Here is a 17,450-nt window from a genome sequence, read left to right as displayed (position 1 = left end):
ATACAAAGCAATTTTGTTGCTATTTTAAATCTTGAATTTTTATGATTGGTAATCGCAAAGGCGCAAAGATTATTGAATATCATTATGCTTTTAAGACGTAAGGATTTTATCTGCGATAAAATTTCACAGTGAATATTTTTTAACATTTAAAAGTAACATTGCTGAAAATCTATGATTTTCTTGCGTCTTAAAAATGTTTTCATTTATAAAACCTTTGCGCCTTTGCGATTACCAACAATAAAAAAACAAAAAAGGTTTCCAATAACAATTGAAAACCTTCTTTCCTAAACCAAATTATATATGAAAACTATAGCTTAGCCAGCTCAAAATATAAGCTAACGTCTACGTCTTTAGCCACACCCGCTCCCGTTGGATCATATTTGATGTTATAATCTAAACGGTTTATTTTAAATGTTGTCTGAATTCCCATAACTTCTTTTCCTTGCTGGTTTTTTGTAACACCACCGAAAGTTACCGGAACACTAATATCTTTTGTTACATCTTTAATGGTTAGTTTTCCTTTTAGGATATAAGAGTTGTTTTTATCTTTCGTAATAGAAGTTGTCACGAAAGTCATAGTCGGATATTTTTCGGCATCGAAAAAATCTGCACTTTTCAAATGTTTATCTCTCATTTCAACTCCTGTGTTGATTGTATTTACCTCAACAGTAAAGCTCAGGTCTGCATTATCAAGATTGTTGCCCTTAGTTGCTGCTTTCCCGTCAAACTTATCGAATCTACCTTGTACAAAGCTGATTCCCATATGTTTGATATTAAAATTAACAGAAGAATGCATCAAGTCTACTGCCCAATCTACTTGCGCAAAACTAAAGATGCTTATCAATGTAAATACAAAAGTTAAAAGTAATTTTTTCATTGTATATTATTTTTTAGATTAATCCTGACACAAAACTAAGTCAATTAAAATAACGTAGCATTGATCTATGATATTTTCTGAGTTTATTATAAATTTTTTCATGATAAGTTTTTTTCTAATTTTACATCATGGCAAAATTAAAAACAGCATATTTCTGTCAAAACTGCGGAACACAATATTCTCAATGGATGGGACAGTGCAAAAACTGCGGTGAATGGAATACTCTGGTGGAAGAAGTTGTAGAAAAAACCACTTCTCATAAAACTCCGCCTTTTTCAAAAACAAAACAACACGTTATCAATATAGTTGAAGTTGAAACGAATGAAGAACCACGCATCAAAACTCCTTCCGAAGAACTCAACCGCGTTTTAGGAGGAGGGATTGTCTTAGGATCTGTAACTCTGATCGGCGGCGAACCCGGAATTGGTAAATCTACCCTACTCCTTCAGCTTGCCCTGAAAATGAAGAAAAAAGTTTTCTATGTTTCGGGAGAAGAAAGTGCATCTCAGATTAAAATGAGAGCCGACAGATTAACGGATATTCAAAATCCGAACTGTTTTCTTTATACGGAAACTTCGTTGGAAAAAATCCTCCATGAAGCCAAAAAATTGGAACCCGATTTTGTGATTATCGATTCAATTCAGACATTACAATCTCAGTTGATTGAGAGTTCTCCGGGAACGGTTTCTCAAATCCGTGAATGTTCAAATGAGATTATTAAATATGCCAAAGAAAACAGCATTCCTGTCTTTTTAGTCGGTCACATTACAAAAGACGGACAAATTGCAGGCCCGAAAGTGTTAGAACACATGGTTGATGTTGTTTTGAATTTCGACGGCGACAGAAACCACCTTTTCAGGTTATTGAGAGCCAATAAAAACCGTTTCGGATCAACTTCTGAGATCGGAATTTACGAAATGGTTTCTCAAGGTTTAAAGGAAATTAAAAATCCATCTGAAATTTTAATTACTAAAAAATTCGAGGAACTTTCCGGAAATTCTGTGGCAGTAACTTTGGAAGGAAACCGACCGATGTTATTGGAAATTCAGGCGTTGGTAAGCACCGCGGTTTATGGAACTCCGCAAAGAAGCTCGACGGGTTTTGATGCCAAAAGACTAAATATGCTTCTTGCCGTCTTGGAAAAAAGAGCAGGTTTTCAATTAGGCGCAAAAGATGTTTTCTTAAATATTACGGGGGGAATAAAAACCGATGATCCGGCTCTGGATTTGGCTGTGGTTGCTTCAATTCTTTCATCCAATGAAGACATTGCAATTTCTGAGCATTATTGTTTTGCAGGAGAAATTGGCTTAAGTGGAGAAATCCGACCGATCGCGCAAGCCGAACAGAGAATTACCGAAGCGGAAAAATTAGGCTATGAGAAAATTTTTATATCCAATTTAAACAAGCTTCCAAAGAAAAAATATGGAATTAAGATCGAAGAAGTGAGTAAAATTGAAGATTTTCACGAAAGGCTATTTTAAAATTTTTGTAAAATGAAAAATAAAAAACACATGAAAAATTTTTATTGATGAAAACCAGCATTCTCGAATATTACGATAATCTTGCAAAAACTTACGATGAAAATCGTTTCGGAAATTCTTACGGAAAATATATTGATCATGAGGAAAGATCTTTCCTAACCTCTTTCTTTAAAAATAAAAAATATTCAAAAGTTTTAGATCTAGGATGCGGAACAGGTCGTTTGCTGAATTTTGCTACTCACGGAACAGATTTCAGTGAAGAAATGCTGAATGTTGCACAACAAAAATACCCTGAAAAGATTTTAGCAAAAGGAGAAATTTCAAAAATCCCTTTTAATGATGAGTTTGACTGTATTTTTTGTTTCCATGTCATCATGCATCAAAGCAAAGAAGAAACAAAAACTTTTTTAAATGAATGTTATCAGAAATTAAGACAAAATGGAACTTTAATTTTTGATTATCCAACCAGAAACAGGCGAAAAGTAGTTTCTCTACAAGAAGATTGGCATGCGAACAACAGTTTTACAGCTTCAGAGATTCTGGAGATTTCAAAAGGTCAATGGAAAATTAAAAATACAGCCGGAATTTTATTGTTCCCGATTCACAGATTTCCAAAAAGTGTAAGAAAATATTTTCTTCCGCTAGATGTTTTTTTGTGTAAAACTTTTCTGACAAATTGGGCTTCCTATAACATTGTAGTTTTGGAAAAGATATGAAACAGCAATTAAGAAAATGGCTGCCTGATCATTGGAAAATGCAGGTGAAACTATTGCAAAGATATTTTTATGAACAAAAAACCCAATATTCATATGCAAAAAATTATAGTTTAGAAGATATTGGAGAATACAAAATTGAACTTACCCAGATCATAAAAAAAGGAGAATTTAATCAAAATAAAGTTCATAATTTACAGATTGTAGAGAATAGAATAAATAATTTAATTATCGAACCCAATCAAGTTTTTTCTTTCTGGAAATTGATTGGAAAACCAAGTAGGAAGAACAATTTTAAAGAAGGACGAAATTTAATTAAAAACAATATTTCGAGTGATTTTGGTGGTGGAATTTGTCAGTTTTCTTCAATCTTATATTTTTTGGCTTTACAATCAGGTTTAAATATTATCGAAAGATTTCCACATTCGATTGATATTTACAAGGAAAGTGAGCGTTTTACACCTTTAGGTTCTGATTGCACTGTGGTTTATGGCTATAAAGATTTGCAGATTCAGAATCCGTTTTCTTTCCCGATTCAATTGAAGTGTTCTGTAAGTGATAAAGAACTTTTTCTAAAACTTATTTCTCCGATTGAAATTATTTTAAATAAAATTGATTTTCAATATTCTGAATCTGAAAAAGGAGTCTGGGTGGAAACATTAAGCAATAACAAAACTTTGCTTAAAAATTTCTATATTCGTTTATGAATTATTTGGCGCATTCTTTTCTCACTTTTACAGACGGGCAGATTGTTGGTCAGTTTTTAGAAGATTTTATCCGAAACAGAGATCGCTTTTCGTTTCCAAAGGATATCCAGGACGGAATTACACTCCATCGTGCGATTGACACTTTTACAGATTCTCATCCCGCCATTCATGAAGCAAAAAAGGTTTTTGCACCGCTTGTAAGATTGTATGCAGGAGCTTTTGTAGATGTTTCGATGGATTATTTCGTAGCGAATGATTTAAGTTTACATTCATTACAGGGCTGGAAAGATCATTCATCGAACGTTTATCGTGTTTTAAACAAAAATTACGAATTTCTTCCTGAAAATTTCAGAAGAATGTTTGAAAGAATGGAAAGTGAAGATTGGCTTTATAACTACCGCAAAGATCAAAATATTGGCTACAGCATGCGAAATGTGCTTAACAAAGCAAAATATTTAAATACAGACATTCCTGTTCACGAAGCTTTTTTAAATAATAAAGAATTACTTCAGCAATGTTATGATAATTTTTTTCCTGATTTAATGGAACACGCCAAAGGAATCAATGCGCTTTTGCAATTAGAAAATTAAGTTAAAATTGTTGGAATAAATACCTGTTCGGATACGTCAGTTTTTCACTTTTCCTTTCTCCGTTTACAATGATATGAACAATATTAAGCTGGTCATCAAAAAAATTATACAAAAAACTTACTGCAGCCTCAACTTTTTTAGGATTATCAACCTTTTCAGATTCCAGATAAACGTTTACAGATTCGTGATCTTCTTCATAGCCGACAAAATTTACATTCAGAGACCTATTATTGGCTTTCAATTTAAAATATTCTGAACAGTAATTTTTAAGAGCTTCGTTAAGCTGGTTTTTATAATTAGTGTCATTAAAATGAAGAGGTTTTCCGTATTTTTTGCTTAATCCGCTTTCAAGATCATCAAGAAAAAAACGTCCTGTGACTTCAAAAGTTTTAGATTTTTGGTTATAATTAATTTCTACCGAACCGACATGATATGGATGTTTTGCCTTTGTAAAAGAAAAAAGAATAAACAGAACAGAAAAAAAGAAAAGAGTCTTTTTCATTTTAATAAATCAATTATTTTTTGTGGATCTTGTCGCATATCAAAGAAAAGAAGAATTTTAATAATTGAATCATTTTCTTTCCTGAAAAACATTCTTACATGTTTTTTGCCGATTAATACACTTCTTGTTTTTTGAGAGGAATTTTGAAACTGAAGATATTTACCATTTTCTAAATCATTTGTAATCTTTTTTATATCCTCCAAAAAAATGATAATTTCCCGATTAGTCCAAACTCTTTTTAGAAACTCTATATTTTCCAGTAAAGTTTGTTTTGCTATTTTTGAGAATTCAACTTGCATATTTCTTCATCAATAAACTTAAAGAAATCTTTTTTTGAGATCATATCTTCATCTTTTAAAGATTCTCCATATTTTTCAATCTTTTCAAAAACGTTAGTAGGCAATCCTTCAATAGTTTCGTAATCATTTTTTACGATTTTTACCCCTTCTAATCTTCCCAAAAGTTCTTTGATGAATAAATAATTTTCCTGATCTTCTATTTCAATGGTAAGGTTCATCACTTCAATTTTATACAAAGTTAAAATAAATTTTGTATCATCGCATTCCAATAATAATACTAAAAATGCAGGATTTTTTATTTTATCTAAAACTCGGTTGGGAACACATTATTTCATTAGATGCACTCGATCATCAGCTTTTCGTTTTGGCTTTAATTGCGGTCTATTCTTTTAATGATTTAAAGAAAATTTTAATTCTTGTGACTGCTTTTACCATAGGACATTCTGTTACGTTGGCTTTGAGCATTTTTGATATTGTAAGAATAAATTCATCCTGGGTAGAATTTTTGATTCCGTTGACGATTGTTTTAACTTCTCTTGGAAATATATTAGTGAAAAATAAAAAACAGTCGCACAGTAAAATCAATTATTATCTGGCTTTAATCTTCGGTCTTATTCACGGGATGGGTTTTGCCAATACAGCAAGAGTCATGATCGCAAAAAGTCAGAGTATTGCAATTCCGCTTTTAGGCTTTAATATTGGTCTGGAATTGGGACAAATAGCCATCGTTTTCGGGATTTTAATTCTACTTTTTATTTTACTTAAAATATGTAAGGTTAATCAGAAAGATTGGGTACTTTTTGTCTCTTCGGGAGTCTTTGCTTTATCATTAAAAATGACTTTGGAAAGAATTCCTTTTTAGAGTTGAAACATTTCTAACTTTTCAACTACTTATTATTATATTTGAAAATCCTTAAAACAATTTCGGTTATGAAGCTAAAAGTTGCCATACTTTCACTTTCTGTATTTGCCTATACAGGTTTCACCGCACAAAATATTCAGAATAATCCGGGAAGCAATCACGGAAATAAATTCGAACAGTTAGGAACAATTCTTCCTACACCCAATGTTTACAGAACTGCTTCAGGAGCGCCCGGTCATGCATACTGGCAAAACAGGGCCGACTATGATATCAACGCTTATCTTGATGAAGACAAAAGAAATTTAAAAGGTTCTGAAACGATCACTTATTACAATAACTCTCCGGATGATCTGGATTATATTTGGTTACAGCTAGATGAAAATCAGGTTTCCAATGTAAAGAAAGCAGATTTCCCGTCCTCTTCTACTCTTCCGAAAGCAGCAACAGATCAGCAGCTGAAAGCATCAGAGTTACCAGCTTCAGATAACGGATTTGGAGTAAATCTTGAAAAAGTAACAGATGCTTCCGGAAATCCTTTAAAATACACGGTAAACAAAACCATGATGCGTATTGATTTACCTAAAATTCTTAAAAAAGGTGAAAAACTTGTTTTTAAAGTAGATTGGAATTACAATATTTCCAACAGAATAAAAATGGGTGGCCGTGGCGGTTACGAAAACTTCGCAGAGGACGGAAACGATCTTTACACGATGACACAATGGTATCCGAGAATGTGCGTTTACAGCGATTTCCACGGATGGCAGAATCACCAGTTTACAGGAAGAGGAGAATTTGCGTTGGTTTTCGGAAATTTTAAAGTTTCCATGAATGTTCCTGCGGATCACGTTGTAGGCGGAACAGGTGAATGTAAAAACTATGATCAGGTTTTAACATCAGATCAACTGGCAAGATATAATAAATCTAAAATTTCAACTGAACCAGTAGAAATCGTAACGTTGGATGAAGCTAAAAAAGCAGAAAAAAATCATTCAAAACAAAGAAAAACATGGACATTTGAAGCGAATGACGTAAGAGATTTCGCATGGACCTCTTCAAGAAAATTTGTCTGGGACGGAATGGGAGTTACTATTCCTGAAAACAACAATAAAGTAATGGCTATGAGTTTCTATCCAAAAGAAGCTTATGCATTGTACAGAAAATATTCTACAAAAGCGGTTGCACATACTATCAAAACATATTCAGAATTTACAATTCCTTATCCATATCCGGTTGCGCAATCTGTAGAAGCGGCAAACGGAATGGAATATCCGATGATCTGCTTCAATTTCGGTAGAACTGAAAAAGACGGAACCTATTCTGAAGGAACAAAAAACGGAATGTTGGGAGTCGTAATTCACGAAGTTGGTCACAATTTTTTCCCAATGATCATTAATTCTGATGAAAGACAGTGGACCTGGATGGATGAAGGTTTAAATACCTTTGTCGAATATCTTACAGAAGAAAAATGGGATAATAAGTTCCCGTCAAAAAGAGGTCCGGCGTGGACAATCGTTGATTACATGAAGCTTCCGAAAGATCAGTTGGAACCGATCATGACAAATTCTGAAAACATTGTTCAGTTTGGTCCGAATGCTTATTCAAAACCGGCAACCGGATTGAACATTCTTCGTGAAACAATCATGGGAAGAGAACTTTTTGATAAAGCCTTTAAAACATATGCTAAAAGATGGGCTTTCAAACATCCTGAACCTGCGGATTTCTTCAGAACAATGGAAGATGCGAGCGGTGAAGACTTAGACTGGTTCTGGAGAGGCTGGTTCTACGGAACAGATCCTGTAGACATCGCGATTGACAAAGTAACTGCTGCAGCTCCGGATCTTAATACAGCTCCAAGAGAAGCTAAAGAAAACAAATATAAAGTTGACAAACCTGCTGTAAATGAATTTGAAGATCTTTCAAAAATCAGAAACAGAGAAGATAAGAACATCACTTTTTATGTAGACAAAGACAAAGACGCTCAGGATTTCTATTACAGATACGACAGAGGTCAGGAAAAAATAGATAATAACAAAGAATACACTTCAAAATTTGACGGAACAGAACCCTTAACTCAAAAAGAAAAAGATAAGTTTAAAAATCTTACAGCCTATCAAATTGATTTTGTAAACAAAGGAGGTTTGGTAATGCCACTTATTCTTGAATTTACTTTCGAAGACGGTACAAAATTAACCGATAAATCTTCAGCTCAAATCTGGAGAATGAATGAACAGAAAGCCTCCAAGACTTATTATTTTGAGAAAAAATTAAAGTCAATTCAATTAGATCCGATGAGAGAAACTGCCGACATCGATACTTCAAATAATTTCTGGAGCAACGACGGTGGAACTACTTCAGTTTCGAAATTCGATTTATTCAAACAAAAAGAAGGTGGAAATGTAAGAGGAGGCGCCAACGGAAAAGTAAATCCGATGCAGGCTGCCGGAAAAAAATAACAGAAAAGTAATGTAACTTTTATATAAAAGGCACTACTCATTATTAAAAAAATCATGAGAATATTTCTGATACTTTTAATAATGAGCAGTGCCAATTTTTTTGCTCAGAAATCATTGAGTCCAAAAAACGTAAAACTTGAATCTAAATTCATTAAAAACGAAACTTCCAATGCCGTATGGTATGCAGAAAAGGGAGATCAAAAAATGGAGATTGGGAAAGTTACCACTCAGGTAAAAAAAGTGGATAAGGCGACACTTCTTATTAAAACAACTGTAAAAATGAATCAGGCTCCGGAAACTCTTTGGGTAGATTCTACACTGGTTAAAATTTCAGATTTTCAGCCGATCTATCATTCTTCTTACAATTCGATGAGAGATATGACTTTAAAATTTGAAAAAAATAAAGTGACTGGTTATTATTTGGATAAAAAAACTCAGAAAAAAGATAACATTAACGAAAATGTTTCCGCAGGATATTTCGACAGCAATTCTTATCCCGGATTAATCAGATTTTTACCTTTAAAAGAACATTATTCCACCGAAATGCCTATCTATGATTATAATCCCTCAGCTAAAAAAGGAGTTATAAAAGCTTATATTGAAGATGTAAATAAAGGTGAACTTAACGGTAAAAATGTGTGGATCGTAAAAACTACAGACGATATTCAGGACAGGAAAACGATTGTCACTTATTACATTGACACTGCTACAAGAGAAGTCTTAAAACAGAATATTGATTCCAACGGCAGGAAAATGGTGATGGAATCTGTAAAATAAAAATCAAAAAGTTTACCCGATCGGTAAACTTTTTTTCTGCCAAAATTTCCACTCCATAAAAATAAAATCTGCCATTTCAACCAAGAACAACCGATGGCACACATTTAGCCAATTACAACACAGAAATAATTAAAAATTAAACATATTATGTCAGTAAACTTTAAACCATTAGCAGACAGAGTTTTGATCGAGCCGATCGCTGCAGAAACTAAAACAGCTTCAGGTATTATTATTCCGGACACCGCAAAAGAAAAACCACAAGAAGGTACAGTAGTAGCAGTAGGTCCTGGTAAAAAAGATGAGCCAACAACTGTAAAAGTAGGTGACAAAGTTCTTTATGGAAAATATTCAGGTTCTGAATTAAAATTGGAAGGAAAAGATTTCTTAATCGTAAAAGAAGGAGATTTATTGGGAATTATCGGATAATTTCTGATTTCACTGAATAAAAAATTAATTTAAAAATAATGCTTGACGTCTATTCTGACGTCGAAAAATCTGAATAAAATGGCAAAAGAAATAAAATTCGACATTGAATCTAGAGACGCTTTAAAAAGAGGGGTTGATGCATTGGCTAATGCAGTAAAAGTAACGTTGGGACCAAAAGGTAGAAATGTAGTAATCGAAAAATCTTTCGGTGCACCTCACGTAACTAAAGACGGGGTTTCTGTAGCAAAAGAAATCGAACTTGAAGACAGAGTAGAAAACATGGGAGCACAAATGGTAAAAGAAGTGGCTTCCAAAACTAACGATATCGCAGGAGACGGTACTACTACCGCTACTGTATTGGCACAGGCTATTGTAAGAGAAGGTCTTAAAAACGTAGCTGCTGGCGCAAACCCAATGGATTTAAAAAGAGGTATTGACAAAGCAGTAACTGCAGTTGTTGAAAACTTAAAATCTCAATCTAAAACTGTTGGAGATTCTACAGAAATGGTAAAGCAGGTAGCTTCAGTTTCTGCTAACAATGACGAAACGATCGGTGCTTTAATTGCTGAAGCTTTCGGAAAAGTTGGTAAAGAAGGTGTAATCACTGTAGAAGAAGCTAAAGGCATCGATACAACGGTAGATGTTGTAGAAGGTATGCAGTTTGACAGAGGTTATCAGTCGCCTTATTTCGTGACAAACCCTGAAAAAATGTTAACTGAACTTGAAAATCCTTACATTCTTTTAGTTGAGAAGAAAATTTCTTCAATGAAAGAATTACTTCCGGTTCTTGAGCCAATCGCTCAAGGTGGAAAATCTTTATTAATTATCTCTGAAGAAGTTGAAGGTGAAGCTTTGGCAACTTTAGTGGTAAATAAATTAAGAGGTTCTCTTAAAATTGCTGCTGTAAAAGCTCCGGGATTCGGAGACAGAAGAAAAGCAATGTTGGAAGATATCGCAATCTTAACGGGTGGAACAGTTATTTCTGAAGAACAAGGTTTCACAATGGAAAACATTTCTATCGATATGTTGGGAACTGCTGAGAAAGTATCTATCGACAAAGACAACACAACGATCGTAAACGGTGGTGGTGAAGAAAGCAAAATCAAAGGAAGAGTTGCCCAAATCAAAGCTCAGATGGAAACATCTACTTCTGATTACGACAAAGAAAAATTGCAGGAAAGATTGGCTAAATTAGCCGGAGGTGTTGCAGTTCTTTACGTTGGTGCAGCTTCCGAAGTTGAAATGAAAGAGAAAAAAGACAGAGTTGATGATGCTCTTCACGCTACAAGAGCAGCCGTTGAAGAAGGTATTGTTGCAGGTGGTGGTGTTGCTTTGGTAAGAGCTATTTCTGCTTTAGAAAACCTTACAGGAATCAATTCTGACGAAACTACAGGGATCAAAATCGTAAAAAGAGCAATCGAAGAACCATTAAGACAAATCGTTGCTAATGCAGGAGGTGAAGGTTCTGTAATCGTTGCTAAAGTTGCAGAAGGAAGCGGAGATTTCGGATACAACGCAAAAACTGACGAGTATGTAAACATGCTTGAAGCAGGAATCATCGACCCTACGAAAGTAACAAGAGTTGCCCTTGAAAATGCAGCTTCTGTTTCAGGAATGCTTCTTACAACTGAATGTGTAATCACTGAAGTGAAAAGTGCAGAACCTGCTATGCCAATGGGTGGCGGAATGCCAGGAATGATGTAGTCATCACCGATGCTTTAAATATATAAACCGTTCTGCTTTTGTGGAGCGGTTTTTTTATAAGTAATCTAAAGGACTTTTGACTTTACTTTTGGAAATATCTGTAATGTGGGTGTAAATTTCTGTTGTTTTGATATTATTATGACCCAAAAGCTCTTTAATCACTCTGATATCTGTTCCATTTTCTAATAGATGTGTGGCATAGGAATGGCGCAATGTATGAATGGTAGCCGGAGTCATAATTTCTGCCTTCTGCAAAGCATTTTTGAGAATATGCTGAACACTGCGTTCAGAATATTTTTCTCCTGCCTGACCTTCAAATAAATAAACCTGAGGCCGATAGGTTGTATAATAAGCACGAAGAAGATCCACCAGCAAAGGTGACAGCATTACCACTCTATCTTTCCTGCCTTTTGACTGACGAATCAGGAGAATATTCTCCCGTGTTTTTATGTCTTGCATTTTAAGCTCTAAAGCTTCACTCAGCCGCAGACCACAAGAATAGATTGTCGTGAGAATTGCTTTATGCTTAAGATTTTCTGTAATATTCAATAATTTTTTTATCTCTTCACGAGTAAGGAACTTTGGAAGTTTATATTCCTTTCGCTTCGGATAGAGATGCTTTAGATTTACATTACGCTGGAAAATTTCTTTATAGAATTTGGTAATAGTAGCAATCATTGCCTTTTGATAAGACTGCCCTATTTTCTTTTTTTCTACCAGCCAGATGATAAAATCTTCCAGTTGTTGTTGGGTAATATCTTCTGGTTTCAATTTCTCTGAAATCCTTAAAAAGTAGGTGAGATGCGAAGCATACGTCTTAATGCTTTTATCTGCATAGCGCTGCATACGAAGTACAGTTATAAACTGTTTTGTAAGGTCTGAATTCATCATCTGCTTTTTTTGCGTTTATCCAAATTTAAATAAATTTAATTATATGACAATTAATTATTTAAATAAATTTTAAACAGGATAAGCGCAAGAGTATAAAACTAATATTAACGCAATGCGTAGATTTGGGTGTTAGCGGTAATTTTAAGTAGAGATGAGAATAATAATTCTAACATTAATAATCGGGACTTTTTTTTCTTGTGGTTCAGGGCAGACTAATCCAAATGAACCGACCGAATCATATAACGGAAAGTTATCGCAACCTAAAGATGCGACAATTTTATTACAAAATTTGTGCTTCGACCAATTCACTACTGACAAAGCTATGTTGTTAAAACGATACTTCTCTGGCAACCCAAGATGGGAAGTTTTACAAGAAAGAGATAAAATATATGCGATCAGAAAAGAGAAACAAGATGGCAAATACTTAACTTCTTTAAACGGCTTCTATTCCAATTTTGAAGACACAGTTGTAGCATTTCAAACAAGAGTTATTGTATCATTTGGTAAATATTATGGTTTCGGAAATGATGAAAGCGGAATTACATTTACTGATAGCCAAGACAAAACAGTTGGAGTGACAATAGTAGGAGAGCATTCGGGTACGCCCGGTAATAGTTCCTATCTAATAATTAAAAGCAAAAATATTAACATTGAAATATTTGAGGAAGCAAAAAACATAAAACGGAATTTCACTCAAGAGACAATTACAGCATTAAATAAAGAACTTTCTGATGTTTTAAAATATGAGAAAGAACTAACAGACAATGGTGTAATTCCAGTTCTCGACTATTATCCTTTAAAACTCGACAGTTCCTACTTTCATATTCTTGACGGTATGCAACCAGGGATTTATGTTATTCAAGCAACTGTAAAACCAGACAGACAAGGAATTGTTTACACCAAGGTGTTTGATATTAAAACCAATCAGCAGTTGTCAGCAGACAGAATAACACCAAGTACAACAAGGGAAATCGGCTGGTCAAAAAACGGACAGACACTTTTTCAATACGAAAGTGAGTTGACCGTTTACGAAGGTGACTGGGATCATCAATATAAAGCCCGTTTTGAAATTTGGTTCAAAGACAATAACGGACAAGAAAAAAAACTGGCTGAGCAAATTAGACTTATCAACGGATGGGAACGATAAAAACTACCGCTAACACGGGTTTTGCGTCAGGCGGGCTGACGTGCAAACTTGGGGCTTTGTGCTTCTATTCAAGTTCAGTGGTGGTTGACAGTTTTGTGCTCCGAAACCCGCCCGAACGCAAAGCCCGAAACCGTTAAAAATGCGTTAAAATGAAGAACTATTTAGTAATATTAATTATGATTTTTATAATATCTTGTAATGATAACAAGAAAGATAAAATCGGCATAGGTGAATTTCCGATTAAAAAAAATATAGATAATTTAAAACAAACTGATTTTGTTGGAACTCTTGAGAATTCTTTTATTGAAAATAAAAATTATATCTATTCACCAACCTTGGTATTTGCATGGAACGAAATTCAAAAAAAACTTACTGATATTCATATAATTGATAATACGAATAGTCGAGATTTGAATTTATTAAACGAAACAAAATCAAATCTAAATTCACTTGACAAAAATGAGTATACAACGGAAATTGATATAAAAGATGGAAAAATAATAGCTAAATCAGAATTTAAATTACAACTAACTTTTAATCCATTTCTTGAAAAAATAGATTCCTCAATTAACTTTAAAAATGAAGAAGTTGAAGGGTTTGGAATGACTGATTGGGATGAAAATAAAGCAAAACAAGCAGAAATTATTTATTTTGTTGATAACGAAAATTTTATATTTAAACTAACTCCTAAAGAAGCAGATAATGAACTAATTTTTATTAAAGGATTAGATATTGAATCTGATAATTCTTTTAAAGAAATAATTGAAAACTACAATTTAAAACAAAAACTTGGAGTTGTAGAAAAACAAAATGATAAATTAAAATGGAAATACATTTTAAAAAGTGGTGAAACTTTTAGAATTCCAGAATTATCTTTTAATATTGAAAAATCGTATAAAAATCTTATTGGACAAAAATTTAATAGTCGGAGTATTGAATATGTAATATCTATTGCAAAACAAAGAAACGCATTATTACTAAATAATAAAGGTGCCAAAATTGAAAGTGAAGCTGAAATCCGAACTAAATCTGCTAAAATTGTATTAGAAAAAACAGAAAAGATTATTAAACACTTAATTTTAAATAATACATTTTGTATAATTATAAAACATAAAGATAGGGTAAATCCATATTTTTGCGCAAAAATTGACAATACTGAATTAATGAATAAAAAAAGTTACTAAATAAAAGGATTACAGCTAACATGGCCTTGGCAAAAGTGGGGCTTTAGTACTAGGCTGAACATTTGTACTTTCTAAACCTCACCATCGCCAAGCCCCGAAACGTTAAAAGATATTTTATCCAAACTCTGTCAAAAAAATAAATGAAACAAACTTTCTCAATATTTTTAATCTTGCTTTTTTTTTCGTGTAAAAACGAAAAGAAATCTATTAATTCAAATTCTTCCAAAACAGAAGTTGAAAAGCAAAATATTAATTTGCCAAATGTAAATAGAGAAAAAAACAATGAAAAAACTGAAATCCTGACAATAATAAATGCTTTCGAAAAAAAGGATGAAAAGACACTAAATGAATTTATTAATCCAAGCGTTGGATTTTATATTATTCCTGGTCCTGGAACCCTGTTACATTTCGATAAACAAAATAAAATAAGTTTTAAAAACCCAAACATTGAATATCATAATTTCGGAAATCCAGAGGAGACAGAATATCAAATAATTCAAACAAATAAATTTCCTAAATATTCCTGTGAAAATCAAAAATGGGATAAAAACGGACTATTCTTAATAAGAGGTAACTCTAATGTTTTTAGTAATATTTTAGAAATGCAGATTTTAGGAGGTCAAAAAATTGAGCCAAATAATAAGGAGATGGCAACGAGAATTGATTCTATAACTGAAACTATTTTTCTTACTAAAAAAGACGGTGATATTATTTTTGGATTTGCAAAAATTGATGGACAACTAATACTAACTTATCTTGATTTAAGTCAAACATATTGTGATATATAAAAACGTCGCCTAACAGGAGTTTGACAAGACTGCGAATTTTGTGGTAAATTCAAATTTACATTTTGTAAGAAATTTATAATTTAACAGAAAATAATCAGTTCTGAAATTCGCGACCTCATCAAGCGCCGGAACGTTGTGCATAAACAAAAAACACGATGATGAAAAACATAGCCTATCTTATTTTAAGTATATTTCTATTTGGTTGTCAAAATAAACCAGAAGAAAAAATTAGTAAAAAACCGGAAATTAAACAATCCGAAATTAACTACCAAAGAACTGAAAATGATGTTGATAACGAAATATGCTGGGAAGGTCAAATAATGAATAAAATACCTATATTTATTCATTATTCCTTACAGGAAAATTTAGTGACTGGAGAAATCATATATCTTAATACAAGTACCAAAACTCCAATTAAACTAATTGGCACTATCGAAGATGATAAAAGCTTTAGATTATTAGAGTTTGACAAAAATGGAAATATAACCGGAATTATTACTGGAAAACCAAACGGTGGCAGGTTTAATGGAAAATGGTTTTCACCTATAAGCAGAAAAGAATTTAGTTTAAATCTCAATAAGTCAGAAAAACATATAAAATCAGAAAGTAAAACTGTAAACCCAAAAGATATCTTTGGAGATTATCGATATAGCTATGGTGAATTTACATATAATGGAAAATTCAATGTTAAAAAAATTGACAATAATCTTATTGCATTTGAAATATTATCGGTTGGAAATGGAGAAGCTCCACCAATTGCTCAAGTTGAGCGTGACACAATAAAACTGGAGAGCAACAATAGTTTTACTTATAAACTTCCTGAAAGTAATGATTGCGAATTATAAATTACACATTATGAAAATTTATTTAGTAGCAATATTATCAATGTTTTCATCTCTAAGTTTAGCTCAAAACTGTTCATGTGCAACCACACCCAATCTAAATGAGATAATCTCATGCGAAAAAACAACTTTTAAAAACGGCGCAAAAATATATCGTCAATTCGATTGTAATTCTTCATGGCTAATTTTTGAAGATAAAAACAAGAAAAAGAAAACACTCTTTTCATTAGATAAAGAATTAATTGAGTTAACTGAAAAATTAGACTTTGTAAGTTGGACAGAATATAGAAAATCGTTTTTAATAGAAAACCGTTTAATTTCCGGTTGTTGCGATCCATCTGAATTCATCTTATTTGATAAAAACAACGGAGAAAAAATATCTGATCTTGGTAGAGAAATATTTCATAGTCAAACAGACCAATTTCCTTTTTTTGTAAGTATAGATAGTGAGAATTCAGATTATTTGACATTTCTCAATTTAGATACCAATAAAATATTTAAAATAAATTTACCCAAAAATAGAATCAAAAAGACTTTAGAGGTGACTAGCGAATTATTTATAGAAACTCTATTTGAAGAAGGACAAATCATAAATGGAGTGTTTGAAATTAAATATAAATACAAAAAAACCGAAAAAGATAAATGGCATATCGAAAAAGTTTTTGTTGACTTAAAAAAACATATCAGCTAAAAGCATCACATAATGATAACAAACAAACTCAAAGAATCCCCAATCTACTATCACGGTACAAAAGCAGACTTAAAAATCGGTGACCTCATCGAAGTTGGCTTTACTTCAAACTACGGAACTCAGAGAAAAGCAAAGTATATTTATCTTTCCGCGACACTGGAAGCAGCAATTTGGGGCGCAGAATTGGCTTTTGGAGAGAAAAAAGAAAAAATTTACATCGTAGAACCAACTGGTCCGATTGAGAATGATCCCAATTTAACAGACAAAAAATTTCCTGGAAATCCTACAAAATCCTACCGTTCCCAACATCCTTTCAAAGTCGTTGGTGAAGTTAAAGAATGGAAAGGGCATTCGCCGGAACAGCTTAAAACAATGAAAGACCATCTTCAAAAACTGAAAGATCAAGGTATTGAAGCGATTGAAGATTAATTAAATTAGACATTGGTTCTAAAATTCACAATTGATAATATTCTTCATAAAACTTTGTCCAATTCAAAAAATTCGATTGTCATTAGT

19 protein-coding genes are annotated in these 17,450 nt (G+C 32.8%); 15 read left to right on the top strand and 4 right to left on the bottom strand.

Annotated elements, in window-relative coordinates; translation table 11 throughout:
- Window positions 1–307: 307 nt before the first annotated feature.
- Complete coding sequence (locus ABD745_RS01340) at window positions 308–877, bottom strand: YceI family protein (protein WP_344824034.1); 570 nt, start codon at window positions 875–877, stop codon at window positions 308–310.
- Between the two features lie 128 nt (window positions 878–1,005).
- Here ABD745_RS01340 and radA point away from each other — a divergent pair, with 128 nt between their 5' ends.
- From radA to ABD745_RS01320, 4 genes are read left to right on the top strand one after another with little or no spacing between them, the layout of a single operon-like run.
- Window positions 1,006–2,358, top strand: a complete 1,353-nt coding sequence (radA, locus tag ABD745_RS01335) for a DNA repair protein RadA (RefSeq protein WP_047399424.1) — start codon at window positions 1,006–1,008, stop codon at window positions 2,356–2,358.
- A 47-nt stretch (window positions 2,359–2,405) separates the two neighbouring features.
- Window positions 2,406–3,074, top strand: coding sequence for a class I SAM-dependent methyltransferase (locus ABD745_RS01330; protein ID WP_344824027.1), 669 nt, complete (start codon window positions 2,406–2,408; stop codon window positions 3,072–3,074).
- Window positions 3,071–3,778: a VanW family protein gene (locus ABD745_RS01325; protein WP_344824024.1), complete on the top strand. Its 708-nt coding sequence runs from the start codon at window positions 3,071–3,073 to the stop codon at window positions 3,776–3,778. Before ABD745_RS01330 ends, ABD745_RS01325 begins: the two co-directional genes overlap by 4 nt.
- Window positions 3,775–4,368 (top strand): ACP phosphodiesterase, encoded by a 594-nt coding sequence (locus ABD745_RS01320; RefSeq protein WP_047399420.1) that lies wholly within the window; start codon window positions 3,775–3,777, stop codon window positions 4,366–4,368. Before ABD745_RS01325 ends, ABD745_RS01320 begins: the two co-directional genes overlap by 4 nt.
- 1 nt (window position 4,369) lies before the next feature.
- On the opposite strand, the gene ABD745_RS01315 is transcribed toward ABD745_RS01320, so the two are convergent.
- Both ABD745_RS01315 and ABD745_RS01310 read right to left on the bottom strand, forming a co-directional pair.
- Entirely contained in the window at window positions 4,370–4,870 is a 501-nt protein-coding gene (locus ABD745_RS01315; protein ID WP_344824020.1) for a DUF6702 family protein, read from the bottom strand.
- Window positions 4,871–5,144: 274 nt separating this feature from the next.
- A complete protein-coding gene (locus ABD745_RS01310) occupies window positions 5,145–5,387 on the bottom strand; it encodes a hypothetical protein (RefSeq protein ID WP_344824017.1) in 243 nt (80 codons plus the stop codon).
- Between the two features lie 65 nt (window positions 5,388–5,452).
- On the opposite strand from ABD745_RS01310, the gene ABD745_RS01305 reads away from it, so the two are divergent.
- The 5 genes from ABD745_RS01305 (at window position 5,453) to groL (ending at window position 11,391) form a co-directional block, all read left to right on the top strand.
- On the top strand, window positions 5,453–6,031 hold the full coding sequence (locus ABD745_RS01305; RefSeq protein ID WP_344824014.1) for a HupE/UreJ family protein: 579 nt from the start codon (window positions 5,453–5,455) through the stop codon (window positions 6,029–6,031).
- A 68-nt stretch (window positions 6,032–6,099) separates the two neighbouring features.
- On the top strand, window positions 6,100–8,484 hold the full coding sequence (locus tag ABD745_RS01300; protein ID WP_344824011.1) for a M1 family metallopeptidase: 2,385 nt from the start codon (window positions 6,100–6,102) through the stop codon (window positions 8,482–8,484).
- 54 nt (window positions 8,485–8,538) lie between these two features.
- Window positions 8,539–9,261, top strand: coding sequence for a DUF3108 domain-containing protein (locus tag ABD745_RS01295; protein WP_344824008.1), 723 nt, complete (start codon window positions 8,539–8,541; stop codon window positions 9,259–9,261).
- Between the two features lie 147 nt (window positions 9,262–9,408).
- Window positions 9,409–9,687: a co-chaperone GroES gene (locus ABD745_RS01290; RefSeq protein ID WP_047399416.1), complete on the top strand. Its 279-nt coding sequence runs from the start codon at window positions 9,409–9,411 to the stop codon at window positions 9,685–9,687.
- A 78-nt stretch (window positions 9,688–9,765) separates the two neighbouring features.
- Window positions 9,766–11,391 carry a chaperonin GroEL gene (gene groL / locus ABD745_RS01285; RefSeq protein WP_047399415.1) on the top strand — a complete coding sequence of 542 codons (1,626 nt, stop codon included), beginning with the start codon at window positions 9,766–9,768 and terminating at the stop codon, window positions 11,389–11,391.
- A 54-nt stretch (window positions 11,392–11,445) separates the two neighbouring features.
- Here the strand turns inward: groL and ABD745_RS01280 are convergent, their stop codons facing one another.
- Window positions 11,446–12,282, bottom strand: a complete 837-nt coding sequence (locus ABD745_RS01280; protein ID WP_344824003.1) for a tyrosine-type recombinase/integrase — start codon at window positions 12,280–12,282, stop codon at window positions 11,446–11,448.
- 151 nt (window positions 12,283–12,433) lie between these two features.
- Here ABD745_RS01280 and ABD745_RS01275 point away from each other — a divergent pair, with 151 nt between their 5' ends.
- From ABD745_RS01275 to arr, 6 genes are all read left to right on the top strand, one after another.
- Complete coding sequence (locus ABD745_RS01275; RefSeq protein ID WP_344824000.1) at window positions 12,434–13,429, top strand: hypothetical protein; 996 nt, start codon at window positions 12,434–12,436, stop codon at window positions 13,427–13,429.
- A gap of 149 nt (window positions 13,430–13,578) precedes the next feature.
- On the top strand, window positions 13,579–14,613 hold the full coding sequence (locus ABD745_RS01270; protein ID WP_344823997.1) for a hypothetical protein: 1,035 nt from the start codon (window positions 13,579–13,581) through the stop codon (window positions 14,611–14,613).
- Window positions 14,614–14,753: 140 nt separating this feature from the next.
- On the top strand, window positions 14,754–15,401 hold the full coding sequence (locus ABD745_RS01265) for a hypothetical protein (RefSeq protein ID WP_344823994.1): 648 nt from the start codon (window positions 14,754–14,756) through the stop codon (window positions 15,399–15,401).
- A gap of 158 nt (window positions 15,402–15,559) precedes the next feature.
- The gene (locus tag ABD745_RS01260; RefSeq protein ID WP_344823991.1) at window positions 15,560–16,246 is read left to right on the top strand and encodes a hypothetical protein; all 687 of its coding nucleotides are present in this window, start codon (window positions 15,560–15,562) and stop codon (window positions 16,244–16,246) included.
- A 10-nt stretch (window positions 16,247–16,256) separates the two neighbouring features.
- On the top strand, window positions 16,257–16,934 hold the full coding sequence (locus ABD745_RS01255) for a hypothetical protein (RefSeq protein WP_344823988.1): 678 nt from the start codon (window positions 16,257–16,259) through the stop codon (window positions 16,932–16,934).
- A 12-nt stretch (window positions 16,935–16,946) separates the two neighbouring features.
- On the top strand, window positions 16,947–17,363 hold the full coding sequence (arr, locus tag ABD745_RS01250; RefSeq protein WP_344823985.1) for an NAD(+)--rifampin ADP-ribosyltransferase: 417 nt from the start codon (window positions 16,947–16,949) through the stop codon (window positions 17,361–17,363).
- The last annotated feature ends 87 nt before the right edge of the window (window positions 17,364–17,450 follow it).

It is taken from the genome of Chryseobacterium ginsenosidimutans, assembly GCF_039536845.1.
Taxonomy (GTDB): domain Bacteria; phylum Bacteroidota; class Bacteroidia; order Flavobacteriales; family Weeksellaceae; genus Chryseobacterium; species Chryseobacterium ginsenosidimutans_B.
This window is presented reverse-complemented; position numbering and strand designations above follow the sequence as displayed.